This window comes from Streptomyces sp. NBC_01454 (genome assembly GCF_036227565.1).
Lineage (GTDB): Bacteria > Actinomycetota > Actinomycetes > Streptomycetales > Streptomycetaceae > Streptomyces.
In genome coordinates, this window is record NZ_CP109460.1 from 7652606 (window position 1) to 7671020 (window position 18415).

17 protein-coding genes are annotated in these 18415 nt (G+C 70.4%); 12 read left to right on the forward strand and 5 right to left on the reverse strand.

Annotated features, from left to right (window positions below):
• Positions 1-4: 4 nt before the first annotated feature.
• A complete protein-coding gene (locus OIU81_RS33840) occupies positions 5-1192 on the reverse strand; it encodes a glycosyltransferase (RefSeq protein ID WP_329153976.1) in 1188 nt (395 codons plus the stop codon).
• Positions 1193-1443: 251 nt separating this feature from the next.
• Between OIU81_RS33840 and OIU81_RS33845 the strand changes: the two genes are divergently transcribed.
• Positions 1444-2565 carry a lipid II:glycine glycyltransferase FemX gene (locus tag OIU81_RS33845; RefSeq protein ID WP_329153978.1) on the forward strand — a complete coding sequence of 374 codons (1122 nt, stop codon included), beginning with the start codon at positions 1444-1446 and terminating at the stop codon, positions 2563-2565.
• Positions 2566-2603: 38 nt separating this feature from the next.
• Here OIU81_RS33845 and OIU81_RS33850 read toward each other — a convergent pair whose 3' ends face one another.
• Complete coding sequence (locus OIU81_RS33850; RefSeq protein WP_329153980.1) at positions 2604-3224, reverse strand: L-threonylcarbamoyladenylate synthase; 621 nt, start codon at positions 3222-3224, stop codon at positions 2604-2606.
• Between the two features lie 162 nt (positions 3225-3386).
• Here OIU81_RS33850 and gvpO point away from each other — a divergent pair, with 162 nt between their 5' ends.
• From gvpO to OIU81_RS33890, 8 genes are all read left to right on the forward strand, one after another.
• Positions 3387-3710, forward strand: a complete 324-nt coding sequence (gene gvpO / locus OIU81_RS33855) for a gas vesicle protein GvpO (RefSeq protein ID WP_249635973.1) — start codon at positions 3387-3389, stop codon at positions 3708-3710.
• Positions 3711-3745: 35 nt separating this feature from the next.
• On the forward strand, positions 3746-4210 hold the full coding sequence (gvpJ, locus tag OIU81_RS33860) for a gas vesicle protein GvpJ (RefSeq protein WP_329153984.1): 465 nt from the start codon (positions 3746-3748) through the stop codon (positions 4208-4210).
• 5 nt (positions 4211-4215) lie between these two features.
• Positions 4216-4962 carry a GvpL/GvpF family gas vesicle protein gene (locus OIU81_RS33865; protein ID WP_329153986.1) on the forward strand — a complete coding sequence of 249 codons (747 nt, stop codon included), beginning with the start codon at positions 4216-4218 and terminating at the stop codon, positions 4960-4962.
• Between the two features lies 1 nt (position 4963).
• Positions 4964-5188, forward strand: coding sequence for a gas vesicle protein GvpG (locus OIU81_RS33870; protein WP_006606768.1), 225 nt, complete (start codon positions 4964-4966; stop codon positions 5186-5188).
• A gap of 103 nt (positions 5189-5291) precedes the next feature.
• On the forward strand, positions 5292-5654 hold the full coding sequence (locus tag OIU81_RS33875; RefSeq protein ID WP_329153995.1) for a gas vesicle protein: 363 nt from the start codon (positions 5292-5294) through the stop codon (positions 5652-5654).
• Positions 5651-6481: a GvpL/GvpF family gas vesicle protein gene (locus OIU81_RS33880; protein WP_329153998.1), complete on the forward strand. Its 831-nt coding sequence runs from the start codon at positions 5651-5653 to the stop codon at positions 6479-6481. Before OIU81_RS33875 ends, OIU81_RS33880 begins: the two co-directional genes overlap by 4 nt.
• A gap of 2 nt (positions 6482-6483) precedes the next feature.
• Positions 6484-6714, forward strand: a complete 231-nt coding sequence (locus OIU81_RS33885; protein WP_329153999.1) for a gas vesicle protein — start codon at positions 6484-6486, stop codon at positions 6712-6714.
• Positions 6711-7028, forward strand: coding sequence for a gas vesicle protein K (locus OIU81_RS33890; protein WP_329154000.1), 318 nt, complete (start codon positions 6711-6713; stop codon positions 7026-7028). Before OIU81_RS33885 ends, OIU81_RS33890 begins: the two co-directional genes overlap by 4 nt.
• 12 nt (positions 7029-7040) lie before the next feature.
• Here the strand turns inward: OIU81_RS33890 and OIU81_RS33895 are convergent, their stop codons facing one another.
• Both OIU81_RS33895 and OIU81_RS33900 read right to left on the reverse strand, forming a co-directional pair.
• Positions 7041-8126 carry a hypothetical protein gene (locus OIU81_RS33895; protein ID WP_329154002.1) on the reverse strand — a complete coding sequence of 362 codons (1086 nt, stop codon included), beginning with the start codon at positions 8124-8126 and terminating at the stop codon, positions 7041-7043.
• 159 nt (positions 8127-8285) lie between these two features.
• Entirely contained in the window at positions 8286-8993 is a 708-nt protein-coding gene (locus OIU81_RS33900) for a VanZ family protein (RefSeq protein WP_329154003.1), read from the reverse strand.
• Between the two features lie 170 nt (positions 8994-9163).
• Between OIU81_RS33900 and OIU81_RS33905 the strand changes: the two genes are divergently transcribed.
• On the forward strand, positions 9164-11491 hold the full coding sequence (locus OIU81_RS33905) for a bifunctional glycosyltransferase/CDP-glycerol:glycerophosphate glycerophosphotransferase (RefSeq protein ID WP_329154004.1): 2328 nt from the start codon (positions 9164-9166) through the stop codon (positions 11489-11491).
• Positions 11492-11576: 85 nt separating this feature from the next.
• Here OIU81_RS33905 and OIU81_RS33910 read toward each other — a convergent pair whose 3' ends face one another.
• Positions 11577-13514: a trypsin-like peptidase domain-containing protein gene (locus OIU81_RS33910; protein WP_329154005.1), complete on the reverse strand. Its 1938-nt coding sequence runs from the start codon at positions 13512-13514 to the stop codon at positions 11577-11579.
• Positions 13515-15645: 2131 nt separating this feature from the next.
• Between OIU81_RS33910 and OIU81_RS33915 the strand changes: the two genes are divergently transcribed.
• A complete protein-coding gene (locus OIU81_RS33915) occupies positions 15646-16854 on the forward strand; it encodes a cytochrome P450 (RefSeq protein ID WP_329154007.1) in 1209 nt (402 codons plus the stop codon).
• Positions 16855-17036: 182 nt separating this feature from the next.
• Complete coding sequence (locus OIU81_RS33920) at positions 17037-18389, forward strand: serine hydrolase domain-containing protein (protein WP_329154009.1); 1353 nt, start codon at positions 17037-17039, stop codon at positions 18387-18389.
• Positions 18390-18415 lie beyond the last annotated feature (26 nt).

Here is an 18415-nt window from a genome sequence, read left to right on the forward strand (position 1 = left end):
CGGCTCAGCCGACCAGCGCCGCCGCGTCCTCCACCAGCCGGTCGAGGTCCGGCAGCGCATGGGTGCGGCGCTGGAAGCCCTGGGCGCGGGACCGGTACGAGTCGTCCTCCAGCACGGTGCGCAGGGCCGTGGACAGCGTCTCGCGGGTGACGTCCTCGGCGTTGAGCCGGAGCCCGACACCCAGCTCCTGGAGCCGGGCGGCGTTGTGGGACTGCTCGGCGAACAACGGCACGGCCACCATGGGCACACCGGCCGACAGCGCCTCGCGGGTCCCGTTGAAGCCCGCATGCGTCAGGAACAGGTCGCTGGACTGGAGCAGGAGTTCCTGCTGGACGAACGACGTCAAATGGACGTTGTCGGCGCGCGGCCCCTCCCACAGCTGCGGATCGCGGTCCGCGCCCAGTGCCACGACACCGGTGACCGGCAGCTCCCCGAGTGCCTCGATGATGGTGTGCAGCAGAGTGGAGGCACCGCCGGGAAGCCGCGGGGCGTTCGAGCCGAGCGTGGCCAGAACGAGCGGCCGGTCCACGGGGAGCCGGGCGATGTCCGGGTCGAGGGTGCCCCGCGACGCCTGGGCGGGCACCCGGTAGTGGCGCGCGCCGGGCAGCCGGCTGACCGTGGGGTAGAAGTCCTCCGGAACGACCCCGGCGCGGAAGGCGCGGAAGGGGTGCCAGGGGTCGGAAACCGGTTCCAGGCCGAGTTCCGTGCGCTGCTGGTTGAGTGCGTCCTTGACGGCCGGATGGGCATAGGGCGCCATCGGGGCGATGTCCAGCGCCCCGTGCGGAATGCCGAGGCGTTCGGCCGCCAGGTAGCCGCCGTACTCGGTCGACTCGTGCAGGATCAGATCCGGCCGCCACTCCCGTGCCAGGTCGAGGACGCCCTGTGCGCAGGGAGCGGCCAAGTGCCCGACGAAACCCGCCGCGAAGAACTCCGGCTGCAGTACCACCGTCACCGAACCGACGTTCTCCATGCCCGGCGGACGCTGGAGCGCACCCCCCTGAAGCACGTCCCCCAGCGCCTTGACGTCGGGCAGCGTGAACGCGGTGATCCCCCGCTTCTCTATGTGCCCGACGACATCGGCCCCGGTGGCGACGGCTACGTCATGACCTGCCCGTTGGGCAGCTTCCGCCACGGGCAGCACCAGGGGGGCCAGGTGCGAATAACTCGCCTGTGCGGTGATGAGAATGCGCATGATGCTCGCTCTCCACGATGCGGCCCGAGCACCACGAACGGCGCCCCGCCGCGGGCCTCACGGCCGGTTCCAAGAAACTCAACACGTGTTGAGAATCTATCATCCGCGCCCTACGGGAACGCCAAGGCCCCTGTGGGGTAGGTCCGTTGAGGGTGTGCGGCATCCGGATGACGGGGCGTGCCACCGGCGAGCTTCCGCCCCTGCCGTGCATGTCTCCGTAGGCTTGCGTCTCGGACAAAGGAGCACTGCGCATGAGCTGTCGCCTGAAGGTGATCACCCGCGAGGAGCATCTGGCCTTCGTCAAGGCCCAGCCCTCGGTGAGCCATATGCAGGTGCCCGCGTGGGGGGAGGTGAAGCCGGACTGGCGGGCGGAGAGCCTGGGCTGGTTCGACGAGGGCGGCCGCCTCGCCGGGGCCGGACTGGTGCTGTTACGCCCCGTGCCGAAGCTGCGGCGCTACCTCGCCTATCTGCCCGAGGGACCGGTCATCGACTGGTTCGCACCCGATCTGGAGCAGTGGCTGGAGCCGATGCTCGCCCATCTGAAGTCGCGGCGTGCGTTCTCGGTCAGGATGGGGCCGCCGGTGGTGACCCGCCGCTGGAGCGCCGAGGTGGTCAAGGCGGCGATCGCCGACCCGCAGGCACGGCGACTGCGGGAGGTGGCGGCCACCGTGCACGAGCCGCGGGCCTTCGACCTCGCCGACCGGCTGCGTCGGATGGGCTGGCAGCAGGCCGAGCCTGACGGCGAGGACGGCTTCGCCGCGGGCCAGCCGCGCCATGTGTTCCAGGTCCCCTTCGCCGGGCGGTCGCTGGAGGAGGTCCGGCGCGACCTCAACCAGCAGTGGCGCCGCAACATCAAGAAGGCGGAGCGCGCCGGCGTCAAGGTCGTCCAGGGTGACTACGAGGATGTGCCCGCGTTCCATCAGATCTACGTCGAGACCGCTGAGCGGGACCGGTTCATCCCACGTCCGCTGGCCTACTTCCAGCGCATGTGGGCCGTGCTGCGGGCCGAGGACCCGGACCGTATGCGCCTGTACCTCGCTCACCACGACGGGGAGCTCCTCGCGGCGGCCACGATGCTCACGGTCGGCGCACACGCCTGGTACTCCTATGGCGCCTCCACCAGCCGCAAGCGCGAGGTCCAGCCGAACAACGCTCTTCAATGGCGGATGATGTCCGACGCCTACGAACTCGGCGCGGGCCGCTACGACTTCCGCGGCATCACAGACACCCTCGAAGAGGGAAACCACCTCCTGGGGCTGCTCCGCTTCAAGGTCGGCACCGGGGGCCAGGCCGTCGAATACCTCGGAGAGTGGGACTACCCGCTGAACAAGGTCCTGCACAAGGCCCTGGGCCTTTACCTGGCCAGGCGCTGAGGACGGCCCCCTCGAAGTGGCCGGCCCCGTCAGGGCGCCTACTCGAAGCGCGTGATGTCGCCCGCGCCCCGGCGGACGATGTCGAGTACGCCGCCGGAGAAGTCGAGGACCGTGGTCGGGTCCGTGCCGCAGTCACCCGAGTCGAGTACCGCGTCCACCACGTGGTCGAGCCGCTCCTTGATCTCCCAGCCCTGGGTCATCGGCTCCTCCTCGTCGGGCAGGAGCAGGGTGCTGGAGAGCAGCGGCTCGCCGAGTTCGGCGAGCAGGGCCTGGGCGACGGCGTGGTCGGGAATCCGGACCCCGACCGTCTTCTTCTTCGGGTGCAGCAGCTGGCGGGGCACTTCCTTCGTCGCGGGGAGGATGAAGGTGTAACTGCCGGGGGTCGACGCCTTGATCGCGCGGAACACATCATTGTCGATGTGTACGAACTGCCCCAGCTGGGCGAAGTTCTGGCACACGAGGGTGAAGTGGTGACGGTCGTCGAGATTGCGGATCGACCGGATCCGGCTGATGCCGTCCCGGCTGCCCAGCTGGCATCCCAGGGCGAAACAGGAGTCCGTCGGGTACACGACGAGCGCGCCGGAGCGGATACTGTCCGCCACATTGCTGATGGTGCGCCGCTGCGGGTTTTCCGGGTGCACGTCGAAATACTTTGCCATCCGCCGAGTGTAGGTGATCAGCGTCGCCGTGCTCCTTCGGCGACGGCGGGGCGTGCGGTGACCGGCGTTGTCCGGTGACCGGTGACGCCCGGTGGCCACCCCCTGTCACCATCCGGCCGCGCTCAGGATGCGCGGGCCCGCAGGGCGATGAGACTGGGGTGCATGGCAGAGCAATCCCGCACGCGGACTCGGTCATCGTCGACGGCTGCCCGCAAGCGCACCAAGGACTCCGGGAACGCGCCCGGGGAGATGGCCCGCCGCGCCGCCGAACTGCTGCAGAGCCTGATCAGCCATCAGGCCGAGGGCGTCACGGCGGTGCGCCGGACCGATCACGGCTGGTGCGTCGAGGTGGACGTGCTGGAGCTGCTCCGCATCCCCGACACCACCAGCCTCCTCGCGACGTACGAGGTGCGGCTCGACGCCGACGGCGAGCTGCTCGAGTACTACCGCACCCGCCGCTATCGGCGCGGTGCGGCAGATGAGTGAGCACACCGCCGCCACCTGCTGAAAGGACACCTCAGATGGGCACCACGACGTATGCCGGACTGTCCGGTGAGGTGGTTCCCTGCCCGCCCAGGGCAGGCACGTTGTACGACGTGATGGAGCTGATCCTGGACCGGGGCATGGTCATCGACGTCTTCATACGGGTGTCCCTGGTGGGGATCGAGATCCTCAAGATCGATGCCCGCATCGTGGTCGCCAGCGTCGATACGTATCTGCGGTTCGCGGAGGCGTGCAACCGGCTCGATCTGGAGCGGGATTCGGGAAGCGTCACCGTGCCCGAGCTGTTCAGCGGCCAGGCCGCCAAGGGCATCGGAAAGCGCAAGGTCAAGGACGCCGCCAAATCCGTGGGTGAGACCGTCCGCTCCGCGGTGGGCGCGGGCGACGACTCGGACGAGGACTCCGAGAAGGAGCCGCAGCGGCGCCGCCGCAGTACCGCCCGCACGGGCGCCGCTTCCCGCCGGCGGCGCGCAGAGGAGGACTGAACACCGTGACCGACGACGGCATCTACGTCTACGGCATCGTCCGCGCCGGGCACCCCCTGCCTTCCGCCCCGGTCGGAGTCGGGGACCCTCCCGGGGCCGTGGGAACGCTCGCGGAGGGGCGGCTCGCCGCGGTCATCAGCCCGGCACCGCCGCGGCTGCGGGCCCGCCGCCGCGATCTGCTCGCACACCAGGAGCTGCTGCTGGCGCTGGCGGCGGACGGACCGGTCCTCCCGATGCGCTTCGGCATGGTGGCACCGGACGAGACGGTGATCCGCCGGCAGCTGAGCGAGGCCGAGGACCGTCATCTGGCCGCGCTGGACGGCGTCGCGGGCCGCGTCGAGATCAACGTCAAGGCGCTGCCGGCCGACGAGGCACTGCCCGCGCTCGTCCAGGGCGACGCCACGATCCGCCAGCTGCGCGAGGCGGTGCGCCGACGGCCCAGCTACGAGGCGAACGTCCGACTGGGCGAGGCGGTGGCGACCGCGCTGGCGCGCCGGGCGGCCGAAGCGGGCCGGGAGATCGTGCGGGAACTGTCGTCCACGGCGCACGCCGTGTGCGCCGGGCCGGAGGTCTCCGGCTGCCAGGTGAATGTGTCGTTCCTGGTGGACCGCGGTGACAGCGCCGGTTTCGTCGCGGCGGCCGAGCTCCTCGCCCGCCGGCGGCAGGACCGCGTCGTCCTGCGGGTGGCCGGGCCCCTGCCGTGTTACAGCTTTCTGGAGCCGCGCCCCTCCGCCACACCGCTCGGGGTCTGACATGGGGCTGATCAGCGCGGTGCTCACGCTGCCGCTCGCGCCGGTGCGCGGAGTGGTCTGGGTGGCCGATCAGCTCGCGCAGGCGGCGGACAACGAGCTGCACGACCCGTCGCTGGTGCGGGCCCGGCTCGCCGCCCTGAACCACGAATTCGAAGCCGGCCACCTCAGCGCCGAGGCCTTCGAACGCGAAGAGGAGCAGCTGCTCGACCTGTTGCACGGGTGCTGACCGGCCGCGTGCCGAAGGAGAGGGGACAGACCGTGAGGCCGACCGAGGAACCCTGCGCCGCCGCCCCGGGCCGCGGCCGGGCGCCGGGGAGGCGAGTGACCCGATGACCGATGTCGACCACCGGCCGGGCGCTCCGCCCGCCAACGGCCCGGGCACCACCAACCTCGCCGACATCCTCGAACGCGTCCTGGACAAGGGCATCGTCATCGCCGGCGACATCAAGATCGACCTGCTGGACATCGAGCTCCTCACCATCAGACTGCGGCTGTTCGTGTCCTCGGTGGAGACGGCCAGGAAGGCCGGCATCGACTGGTGGGAGACGGATCCCGCGCTCAGTTCCAGGGCGGCGGACAGTGAACTGCGCGCGGAGAACCGCGAGTTGCGCGAGCGGGTGCAGGCGCTGGAGTCCGCCGACGGAAACGGCTCGGCACACTCCGCACGGACGAGGGACACGGCCGGCACATGACGACGACGCAGCACGCCGCAACCCCGGCGAACGGGACGACCGACGAGACCGCCACCTACGTCTATGCCGTGTGCCGGCAACTCGCGCCGGCCGGGCTGTCCGCGCTGCCGGGGCTCGCCGAAGGCTTCCCCGTACGGGCTCTGCGATGCGGCACGCTCACGGCGGTCGTCCAGCACGTCCCCGCGGCGGACTTCTCCCAGGAAGCCTGGGAGCAGCGGCTCGCGGACCGTACGGAACTCGAACGGTGCGCACGGGCACACCACGAGGTGGTGGTCGCGGCCGCCGCCGGCGGGCCCACGGCACCGCTGGCGCTCGCCACCCTCTACCGGAGCGACGAGCGGGCGCGCGAGGCCCTCGGGGAGGACGCGGCCCGCTTCGCCGCGGTGCTGGACCGCATCGAGGGACACGCCGAGTGGGGCGTGAAGGTGTCGCTTCCCGCCGGGTCCCCCCGGCCGCCCGCCGACCCGCCCCCGGACGGTCCGCAGCCCGACGCGAAGTCCGCCCCCGGCGCGGGCCGCGCCTATCTGGAACGCAAGCGGGGACTCCACCGGGCACGGGAACACCGCCACGACCGCGCACTGCAGACCGCCGAAGACGTCGATGCCGCGCTGAGCCGCCTGGCCACCGCGGCCCGCCGGCTGCGCACGCACGGCCAGGAGATGACGGGGACCGCGGCCCGGCGGCAGATCCTCAATGCCGCCTACCTGCTTCCGCACGAACGCACGGAGGACCTGGCGGCGGCGGTGGCGGCCTGGCGTGCACGGACCGGGGCCGAGATCGAGCTGTCCGGGCCCTGGGTGCCGTACTCCTTCGTCGGGGAGGTGTGAGCGTGTCCGCGCACGAGCCCGTGCCCTGGGAGACGCCCGGTCCGCTCGTGGGCCCCCTCGGCGTCCCGCTCGTCGACCTGCTGGACCGTCTGCTGTCCACGGGGGTCGTGGTGAGCGGCGACCTGGTCATCGCCATCGCGGATGTGCCCCTGGTGCGGCTTTCGCTGCACGCGCTGCTGTCGTCGGTCAGCGAGCGGATGCCCGCCCCGTGGGCGGACGGGGGCCCGCTGTGAGCGGGCGGACGGGCCTCGCCCCCGGCAGAACGGACCGCGCTCCCGGCCGATTCGACATCGACCGGGACCAAGTCGGCCGCGATCTGGTCTCGTTGGTGCTCACCGTCGTCGAACTCCTACGGCAACTGATGGAACGTCAGGCGATTCGCCGGGTGGAACAGGGCGACCTCAGCGACGCGCAGGTGGAGCGGATCGGGGAGACGCTGATGCACCTCGAGGCACGGATGACCGAGCTGTGCGACCAGCACGGTCTGCGGCTGGAGGACCTCAACCTCGACCTCGGACCGCTCGGTTCGCTGCTGCCCCGCGACTGAGGCCGCACCGCCCTACCCGACGGGGCGGCGGTCGACCGGGGTGCGCGGGGCGTAGGCGTCCATCGCCGTGCGGCGCGTCCCGGACCACGGGGCCGGAACCGCCTCGATGTCGCGTGCCAGACGGTGCACGAGCGGCTCGTAGTTGACCCGCCAGCCACGGAAATGCGGCCACGCCTCCCGCGGTGTGCGCTCCATGGGGTAGCCCTGGGCCCGCATCCGTTCCACGCCCCGCAGGAAGTCCTCGTAGTCCAACCGCAGCGCGTCGTCCGGGTGGGGATCACGGTCGTAGGAGATGCCCTCGGTATCGGCGATCTCGCGCAGGCACACAAAGCCCGCCCGCAGCGCCATCCGCACCTCGGCCTGCGGCAGGGACGGGTTGAACGCCAGTTGCAGGGCCGCGGCGTCCAGCACGGCCAGCAGGGCGATCAGCCAGCTGCGGGACACCTTCGGGGAACGGAAGTGGATCAGGATCGGATAGGTGGTGTGACTCTCGCTCACATCGGCGCTCCAGCGTTCCCAGTTCCGGAAGAGCTCGGTGAGGCGGTCCAGCAGGTCGACCTGCGCATAGCGGGCGAGGATCTCCGGCCCCCACGGCGGGCTCCCGGTCCGCGCCTGCAACAGCGTGACCTCGGTCTCCCTGCGCTGATAGGCGCCGTAGAGCGTGGGCAGATAGCCCACCTGCAGACCGATCACGATCGGGCCGGTGGCGGCGGCGCAGAAGTCGATGACGTTCAGTGTCACGCGGTTTCCGCTGGCGAAGCCCAGCGTGAAGAGCGAGGAACCCGCCTCGATCAGCGCCTCCCTGGGGCCGAGCCGGCTCACCGCCGCCTCCAGCAGCGCATAGCCGGCGAGGAAGGCCACCAGCCAGCTGATCAGGGTGGCGACGATGACCAGCGGTGCCATGGGAGTGAGCACCCGGTCCTTGGCCTCGACGCTCGGCAGGAGGTCGGCGAGCAGCCGGAACGGCCACTGCACCAGCCGCTGGACGGAGCGGCTGAAGCCGTGCCGCGTCGGCCGTGGAATCACCAGCGCATGCAGCACCGAGGAAAAGATCCCGAGCACGATCACCGCACCGGCGATGCCCAGCAGTACGCGCACCGCAGTCCGCTCCTCTCCCGCACGCCGCCTCGACGGGGGAAGCGTACGGGGCGCGGTCCGCGAGACGCGGCCGACCCGGCGGCGATACCGGGTCGGGGCCCCGGATCGCCCGGGATCCCGGCCGGCCGTAGGTCTCCCGCGCCGGCGGCCGGTCGTGCGCTACAGGCGGGAAAGCCTCTCGACCTCATGTGCATAGCGGTGGCGCCGCCCGATTTCGTGCGAGACCTTTCCCACCGCCGCCGCGCACACATAACCGGCCATGCCGCCCAAGGTATTGGAGAGGAGGTCGTTGAGGTCCGCGGTCCGGCCGGACGCGGTCAGATACTGCGTGACCTCGATGGCCAGGGAACCGAGGAAAGCGAGCGCGGCGGCCGGCCACAGCCCCGTGCGCAGCACGGCGAGAAGAATGCCGCCGGGTGCGAACATCGCCATGTTCAGCAGGAAATCGAGGACGTCCGCGGGATTGCCCAGATCGAGCAGCGCCAGATTCACGGCCTGGCCGCCGCCGGACCGGGTGCCGAAGGTGAGACCGATGACGCAGGCGACCCACAGCCACCCGAGAGCCGCCACCACGCGGTGCGCAATACGCCGGGGGCGATCGGCCAGCGTGGTCCATACAGCGATCAGCACGCTGCCGAGGACGCCGGCAGCAAAGGCGAGGGAAAGCGACACGCGCAGACCGTCCTTCCGGGTGTTCGCCTCCCGGAAACCCTCGCGACAGCGGCGATCGTAAGCCGGTCCGCGGGAGGATTCGTCGGCATTCCTGGCAAATAAAGGTGTATACAGAGGGACGCGTGACGCGAGCGGACCGTTCTTTTGTGCGCCGTGAAATACGTCACCGGCGCGCGGCAAGCGGCGCGGCGGCACGGCGCGCGGTGATGCCGCCGGCACCGCGTGGGCGACCTCGGTGTGATGGACACAACAGAAGGGGCGCCCAGGTCGGGCGCAACCTGCGGGTCCTCCCGATTGTCACACCCACAGTCACAGGAATTCAGGCCTGCGTCGTGAGGCCGACCTCTTCTAGGAGTAACCCCGCCATGCCCGAAACGGGCCTCAGATCCGCCCCGCGTTTCAGCGTCGTCGTTCCCGTGTACAACGTGCAGGGCTACCTTCGCGCGTGCCTGGACTCGTTGCTGGAGCAGGACTTCACCGATTTCGAGGTCATCGCGGTCGACGACTGCTCGCCGGACGGGAGCGGCGACATCCTGGCGGAGTACGCGGCCCGCGACCCGCGGGTGATCACCGTGCGGCACGAGGAGAACCGTGGCATCGGTGCGGCCCGCAACACCGGGGTGGAGCGGGCGAGCGGGGACTATCTGCTGTTCCTCGACAGCGATGACACCCTCACCACGGGCGCGCTGCGGGCCATGGCCGACCGCCTGGCCGGCACCGCGGACCCGGACCTGCTGCTCTTCGACCATGTGCGCAGCTACTGGTGGCACGCGGTCCAGCCCAGTGCCGCCCGCGAACTCCTCGCCGAGGCCGGGGCGGAGGTGTTCCGGCCCGCCGAGCGCACGCAGTTCTTCCAGATGTTCGCCGTCGTGTGGAACAGGGCGTTTCGTCGTCGCTTCTTCGTCGACAACGGCTTCCGCTACACCGACGGGCTCTATGAGGACGCCCTCATGGTCTACGTCACCATGCTCACCGCTGAGCGTGCCGTGTGTCTGGACCACGCCTGTGTGGACTACCGCCAGCGCCGCCACGGCAATTCCATGAAGACGCCCGGCCGGAAGCACTTCACGATATTCGAGCAGTATCAGCGGCTCTTCGATTTCCTCGACGGCCGGCCCGACCTCGCTGGGCTGCGGCCGCTGTTCTTCGAGCGAATGATCAGCCATTTCCTGTTCACCGGCGCTCGCGAAAGCCGCGTCCTCGTCCAGGACCGGCCGGAGTTCTTCCGTCGTGCCGCGGCGATGTACCGGCGCCACAAGCCCGCCGGGTTCACCCCGCCCGCGGAGGTCGACGCCCTTCAGTTCCAGGCACTGGAACGCGGTTCGTACCGTCTTTTCCAGGCCGTGAATCTGATGAGCCGTACGCAAAAGACCGGCCAGGAGCGGCTGCGCAAGGCCCGGAGCGCAGTGAGCAAGAGGGCGTCCGACAGCTTCTACCGGAGGCAGCTGAAGCGCCCCCTCGACCCGCACCTGGCCGTCTTCAGCGCCTACTGGAACCGCACCCCGTCCTGCAATCCGCTGGCGATCTACGAAAAGGCGAAGGAGCTGGCGCCCCACCTCCACGGCGTATGGGTCGTGCGCGAGGACCTCGTGGACACCGTGCCCGACGGCATGGACCATGTCGTCGTCGATACGCCGCGCTACTGGGAGCTGATGGCGCGCGCGACGTACTTCGTCAACAACGTCAATTTCGCGGACACCGTGGTCAAGCGCGCGGGCCAGATCCATCTCCAGACCCACCACGGCACTCCGCTCAAGCGGATGGGGATCGACCAGCAGCAGTACCCGGCCGCCGCCAAGGGCATGAGCATGCGCAAGCTGCTCGCCCGCGCCGACCGGTGGGACCTGTCGGTCTCCGCCAACCAGCACACCAGTGAGCAGTGGGAGCGGGTCTACCCCTGCGGTTTCGAGTCGGTCGACGCCGGCTATCCGCGCAACGACGTCTTCTACCGGACCGGCGCCCAGGACGTCCTCGACATCCGTGCCCGGCTGGGCATCGCACCCGGTGCCACGGCGATCCTCTACGCCCCGACCGTGCGTGACTACCAGGTCGGCTATGTGCCGCAGCTGGACCTCGAGAAGATCACCAGGGAACTCGGCCCCGACTTCGTCCTCCTGGTCCGGACCCACTACTTCTACGGCCAGGACCCGCACCTGCAGGAACTCCAGGAGCGCGGGGCGCTGATCGACGTCTCCCGGCACCCGTCGGTCGAGGAGCTGTGCCTCGCCGCGGACGCCCTGATCACGGACTACTCGTCGATCATGTTCGACTACGCCAACCTGGACCGGCCCCTCATCACCTACGCGGACGACTGGGAGACCTACGTCCGCTCCCGCGGCGTCACCTTCGACCTGCTCTCCGGCGAGCCGGGCGACACCCCGGGGGCGATCGCCACCAGCGAGGACGAGCTGATCGAGGTGTTCCGCAGCGGCCGGTGGGACGACGAGACGGCCGCCGGGCTGCGCGCCGCGTTCCGCGCGCGCTTCTGCATGTGGGACGACGGCCACGCCGCCGAGCGGGTGGTGGGCCGGGTCTTCCTCGGCAGCCAGGGCCTGGCCCCCGCGCCTCTTCCGCTCGCCGTGCGCACCCCCGCGCCCTCCCCGCGGGAAGCCGCCCGGATCGTGGCGGGCATCGCCCTCACGCCCGCCGGGGACGGCTCACCTGGCCGTTCCGGCGTCGAACTGACCAGCTGACTCGGTCCGACTGAGTCAGCTGACCGCACGGCGTGGCGCCGGCCGGGACGTCCCGGCCGGCGCCGCAGCACATCTGCCGGGCCGGTCAGCCGGCCGGCGCGACGAGCTTGTGCTCCCGTGCCAGGGAGGTGGCGGTGGTGTCGGCGTACAGGCTCAGCTTGCCCTTGGGCCACAGGGCGATGAGGTCGTCCTGCCGGGAGCCGCCGCCGAACGCGCCGGCCGTGGTCAGCAGACCGTTGCGCCAGGCGGATTTCGCGGGGCGGAGCTGATGCTCCTTCTTGAGGCCGGCGGCCGCGACGTTCTCATAGACGGTGACTTCACCGTCGTTCCAGCGGACGAACAGATCCTGGTTTCCCGAGGGGTTGCTGAAGTCGCCGGCGGTGAGGTCCGCGGCGTGCGTCCAGGTCGTGTTGCTCTTGGCGAGCTGCTTCTCGGTGTGGATGCCGGCCGCGTCGACGTCGGGGTAGAGGGTCACCCCGCCACCGGCCCAGCGCACCACGAGGTCATTCCGGCGGGTGTCGCCGCCGCCGAAGCGGCCGGCCGTGATCTGTGTGGCGTGCGTCCAGGTGGTGTTGGGGCCGCGCAGCTGGATCCCGTCGGTGAGCTTGCGGGTCTCGTTGACGTCCCGGTAGAGGGTCAGCTTGCCGTTGGCCCAGCGGACGAGGAGGTCGTCGGTGCCGTCGCCGGTGAAGTCGCCGGCGGTGACCACCTGCGCCTGTTGCCACTCCTTGCTCTTCTTGGCGAGCTGGATCTCCTGACGGAATCCGAACGTGCCGTTGCCCGGATAGAGGGAGACCTCACCGTCGGACCAGCGCACGACCAGGTCGCCGACGTGGTCGCGCACCGAGGCGGTGTGGAAGCTGCCGGACGTCATGACCGCGGCGTGCTGCCAGGTGCCGCCGCTGCCCAGGAGGTTGGGTTCGTCCGGCTCCGTGTCGGCGACCGCCTGCTGGTAGAGCCGGACGACGTCCTCGTCGAACTGCGAGGCGTAGGAGATGTCGTCGGAGAGGCCACCGGTGTGCCACCCGCCGATGACTCCGACCAGGTTGCCGCGACTGCCGTCGAAGTGGTCCAGGAACGGGCCGCCGCTGACACCCGTACGGAAGCGGTCGCACTTGATTTCCATGAACCGGTTCAGGACGGCGCTGGTGTCATTCGTGCACTGCAGCGGCGTCTTCTGGCCCCCGGGGTAGCCGATGAGGGTCACGTTCTTGCGCGCGAGGCTCGCGGACGTGGAGGTGGTCAGCGTGTTGCCGCTGCCGGTGGCGTCCTCCAGGAGCTGGCCGCGGGAGTTCGGCCCGACCCGCAGGAAGGCGAAGTCCACATCGTCGTTGGGGGTGGGGGCGAGGTATCGCCCGTCGATCCAGACCTTGCCCTCCACCAGGGGGAAGATTCCGTACGGCGTCTCCCCGGCCTGGCCGGCCGTCGAGGCGCCGGAGCGGTAGCCGGGGACGTAGGCGATCTTGCTGGCGGACCTGTTGCCCTTGAGGCAGTGTGCCGCCGTGATGATCAGACTCCTGGTCGGCGACGTCACGGAGTTGGCGGTGCAGAACTGGTTGGGGGTCGGCGATCCGTCGTCGTTGCGGATCAGAAACACCCCGACCGTGGCGACGCCCGCGCCGACCTCGTGACTCGGCTCCCGCAACGACGGCTTGCCGCGCACCGCCGGCACCCGCTGCGCGTCCGGACTCGACCCGCCGGTGTCCGGGGCCTCGACGGGGACGGCGCTGCGGATGCGCTCGGGCGTCCAGTACCGCTCCACCTCCTGCGCCTTGCGGATCTCTGCCGGCGTCACGCCCTTCGAGGGCCGCACGGGTGCGCCCGACGGGGGTGGCGGGGTCGGTCCGGCCGAGGGCGCGGGAGGCGCGGGGTGCGACGGCGCCGGTGCGACGCTCCGCGTGGCGGAGGTGGTGGCGCGGTCGGCATGGTCGGGGACCGCGGACGCCGGAGCGGCCACGGCGAACGAAGCAAGGGAGGCGCAGACGCCCATGGTGGCGGTGCGCGTACCGGGTATTCGTCTCATGAACTCTTCTGTTGTCGTCGTGACCTCGGCCGGAACCGGCCGAGGTGTCGAGGTGGGTGAGGAAAGGGGAGGGGAGGGGCGAGGCGTGGGCGACGGCCCGGCTGTGGATCGCGCGCCGCCGGACACGGGTGCGCCTTCGGTGCGGGGACGCCTCAGCCGGCGGTCGCGATGCCGTCGTGCGTCGTTGCCCGGCGGACCGCCCGGGGCACCTCAGCCCCTGACACAGACGCGGAGGACCTCGGCCGACTCCCTCGCACGGTGCACCGTCGGTGCCTTCGTGCTGTCGGGGTGCATTTCGCTTCCCGGCTCCGTCATCACGCGCTGGATCGCAGACAAGATATCCCGCAGCGCGCCTCAGTCGCACACTTGTACACCCTTTTCGGCCTCGATGTGCGAGAGCTGCCCGGTTCGCGCCTGCCCGCCGGCCTCGCCTCCCGGCCGTCGGTCTCCCCACTGCTCCCGTTTCCGTCCTCATTGGCCCGATATGGCGCTGCGCTCGACCAGTGGGGGCGTGCGTCAGCCCGTGGAGCGTGCCGCTTCGCGTCTGCATATGCGGGTGTGCTGTGCGGGCGGGCCGGAAGAAACCGGGCCCGGCCGCCGCCGGCGGGCCGCGCCGGGGGGGCGTCGGCGGGTGTAGCCGTGATCCCGGTGGGACTCATGGCCACCCTTTCCCCTGCTATTTGACGGAGAGTTAATTTCCGTGGTGCGTGCATCGGCCACGAGGCGTCAATTCCAGCCAATCGTGCGGCCGTCGAAAGTCAGACATCCCGTGGAGGGTCTCCCTGGCCGACCGACGGTTGCTGCATCAGGCCGGGTCGCCGCTGTGGATCTGTCGGGACCTGCCGGGCGCCGGCGTGGCGCGGTCCGGTGATGTCGCGGGATCCGTCTCCCTGTCGAAGGTGGCGAACAAGACGCGTTTGAATACGCTGAATTGACGCTACGTCAGCAAAATTCGGGCCCTGGGCAGCCGGGTTGCCGGAGCGGTGGGGGGCGTCGCCCGGCGGCGGCGATGGATGCCCCGGGAGGGGTTTTGCGCCTTTCCGTGCGGGCTGACCTCCGATTTGCCGCGCAAGGGTCGAACGGAAAGTCGAATCACTGGCCCCACGGGTAACGGGAGTCCCGCGCAACGTACCCGTGCGTTAAGCCTATTGAGGTGCAAAATTACGCTCAGTGAAGCCTTGGGGGGTTGCTATCGTATGACTGGGAGTGAAGACTGTGGCCACGCCAAACTGGCGCGAAAGCTTCCAGGGGTACGAATCACTGACAACAACAAGCGATACCTGCCAGTAATGCGTACTCTTCTCTCGTTCTCCTTTTCGGCAGCGGTGGCTGAAGTCTTGGATCAGCCATTTTTGCTCGGGCGGGGAAGTCTCATTCGTGTCACGTGCGAAGGGTCTTCGGTGGGGGATCAGTGATATCGAGAAGGTCAACTGTGCGGTTGCTACCGTTTGTCCGTGCAGTGATGGATGGTGGGGGAGGGTTCTCGCGGACTTGTTCACCGAGTGGGCGGGCGAAAACGGCTGCATTTCCTCGGCGGGATTCGCCGGGGGACACCAGGGCCGGGCCGGCGTCATGTCGGACCGCCCGCCGTCCGTGAACGGCCGGCGGTACGGCCCGGGTGGGGATCCGGCCGGCCGCCAAGGCAGTCCTCTCGCTGCCGTCCGCCGCATGCCGCGGCGGCACCGGGGTCCCGCCCGTGCCGCTCGCCATGCCGTGGCGCTCGGTGTCGCTCTCGTCCGTGATGATCTGGAAGGCGAATGCGGTGCCCTGTGCTGTCGCTTTGTGGTGCGACCCGGCATTCGGCCGCTTCGGCATGCCGTGAGCCGGTGTTCACGTCCGCGCGTCCCCTTGAGCGGCCGTGCCGTCGGGCAACTCCGGGTGCCGCGTCCCCCGGGGTGACCCGCGATACCGCAAGCACCGTATGCAGGAGTTCCGAGCGGCGATTTCGCCTGCACCGGAAAACCCGGAAAACAACGCAAGAAACCAATCAAGGTCAGGGAAAGGCGGTGACCGTGAGTCCGTTGTGCCATTGGGTGAACCATTGTTCCGGGGCACATGACCGCCTACCGGTCCCGTGCACCACTTCCGGCGAGGAGCGCATCCTCCCGGGTCCGCTCTCCAGGGAGAACCGGTGACCAGCAACGAACTGATACAGGCCCCCTTCGCCTTCGACGAGCTCGTCGAAGGGTGGCGCACCGCGCGGCAGGCCGGGCCCGTCCGCTACGACGAGCAGCAGAAGTTATGGCAGGTGCTCGACCACGAGAGCGTGGCCGCGGTGCTCGCCGACCCGGCCTCGTACTCCTCGGACTTCTCCGGACTGGCCCCCACCCAGGCGGACTTCGAGACCTTCCGCCAGGGCAACTTCGTCGGCATGGACCCGCCGGCGCACCGCAAGCTGCGCACCCTGGTCAGCCAGGCCTTCACCCCGCGCGTCGTGGCCGCACTCGAACCGCGGATCCACGCCATCACCACGGAGCTGCTCGACGCTGTCGAGGACCGCGACCGCTTCGACATGGTCGACGCGCTGGCCTACCCGCTGCCCATCATCGTCATCGCCGAACTGCTGGGCATCCCGGCCGGCGACCGGGCGTTGTTCCAGGAGTGGGCGGCCACCCTCTTCGGCGGGGACGAGATCGGCGACTCGCTGGACATGGCCGACATCGAGCGCGCGCTGGAGTCCATCGCGCCCACCGTGCGCGAAATGAACGGCTACATCCTCGACCACATCCGCCACCACCGGAAGCACCCGGGCGAGGGGCTCACCAGCAAGCTGGTGCAGGCCGAGGTGGACGGCATGCGCCTGGAGGACCAGGAGATCGTCGGCTTTGTGGCGCTGCTGCTGGTCGCCGGGCACATCACCACCACCGCCCTGCTGGGCAACGCCGTGCTCAGCCTCGACCAGTACCCCGACGAGGCCGCGCTGCTGCGTGCCGAGCCCGGCCGGCTGCCGGACACCCTCGAAGAGGTGCTGCGCTGGCTGCCGCCCTTCCCCGAGCTCGGACGCCGCACCACCCGTGAGGTCGAGCTCGGGGGGCGGACCATTCCCGCCGAGTCGGTGGTGATGGCCAACCTGGCCGCCGCCAACCGCGATCCGTCCCGGTTCGCCCACCCCGACGACTTCGACGTGACCCGCAGCCCCAACCCCCACCTGACCTTCGGCCACGGCATCCACTTCTGCTTCGGTGCCCCGCTGGCCAGGCTGGAGGCCCGGATCGCGCTCCGACTGGTGCTGGAACGTTTCCCTGATATCGCCGTGGCCCGTCGCAGCGAGGTCGAGATCCAGAATCCCGCCGTCATCGTCAGCGTGCGCCGACTGCCGCTGGAGGTACGGAGGTCCTAGCGCCGTCCCCAGGCGAGCGCGCTCGGCCGCAACGGCCGCGGGCGCGCGAGGAGTCCAGCCGTCGAGCACACCTCGGCGAACAGGTCCGGAGGCCGGTGCGCCGACGCCGTGACCGCGACCGGTTCACGGTGAGCCGGCACATCCATGCCTCGTGAGTTTCGAGATCCGGGAGTAGTTTTCTCATGCCGTATGTCACGAGCGCTCCGGTCGCAAGCCGGCAGCAGACGCAGATACGTCCCCGCTTACAAGAGCGCCTGCACACGCTCGCCCGCGCCCATCAGGTGCCCGGGGCCCAACTCGCCGTCCACACCGACGGGGTCACGTACACCGTCCACACCGGCGAGGCGGACGTCTCCACGGGCCGGCCGTTCACCACGGACACCGCGGTCCCGCTGGGCTCCGTCACCAAGTGCGCCACCGCCGCGGTGGTCATGCTGCTCGCCGCCGACGGCGACCTCGCGCTGACCGACCGGGTCGCCACGTACGTGCCGGAGCTGCGGGCCTCGCAGGCGACCGTGCGTCAGCTGCTCAGCCACACCGCCGGACTCCCCACCGGGCCCGACTCGGACGACGTGACGACGCTGACGCCGTCGCGCTATCTGTCCGCGCACTGCGCCGAACGGGACACCGTCTGCGCGCCCGGGACCGGCTTCTCGTACTCCAACGCCGGGTTCATAGCCGCCGGCCGGCTGATCGAATCGGTGACGGGCATGACCTGGCAGGAAGCGGTGCGCGCCTTCCTGCTCGAACCCCTGGGCACCGCTCCCGCCTTCCTCGGCGACCCCGCGCCGGCCCGACCGGTGGCGAGCGGCCACTCCGCCAACGCGCTCTCGGGCCGGGTGCGCCCGGTGCAGCAGACCCTGGCGCCGGTGGAGGCCCCCGCGGGCGCCCTGCTGGCCAGCGCGTTCGACCTGGTCGCCCTGGGCCGGGACTTGATCGGGCACGGTCCCCGCGCGGTGCTGCCGCACGACGCCGCAGAGGAGATGCGCCGCCCGGTTCCCGGCGCCGTCCCGGGAGTTCTGGCGGACGCCTGGGGACTGGGCCTCGCCCTCTTCCAGCAGGGCACCGCACAGTGGTGCGGCCATGACGGCAACGCCCAGGGCACCTCCTGCCATCTGCGGGCCGAACCCGAGAGCGGCACCGTGGTCGCCTTCACCAGCAACGCCAACAGCGGCACCGCCCTGTGGCACGCACTCGCCGACGACCTCGCCGAGATCACCGGCGTCGGCGTGCCCGCGGCACCGCGCCCGCGGGAGGCCGGCCGTCCCCTCGCACTTCCCCAGTGCGCCGGGACCTATCACAACGGCACCGTCGAGTACCGCGTCACGGCCGACGCGGCGGGCTCCCTGGCGCTGTCCGTGAACGGCGACACCCCGGCGCCGCTCGTCTGCTACGCGGATCTGAGCTGCGATCTGGTGGACCCCGCGAACGGCCGCCGGGTCCCCGGCGGAAGCTTCGTCCGGGATCCGGACACCGGCGCGATCGACCGGCTGCAGATCTCCGGGCGCACCGCCCGCCGTACCGGCACCGCCTGACCCCGGCTCCGCCGCCGGCGGCCCGC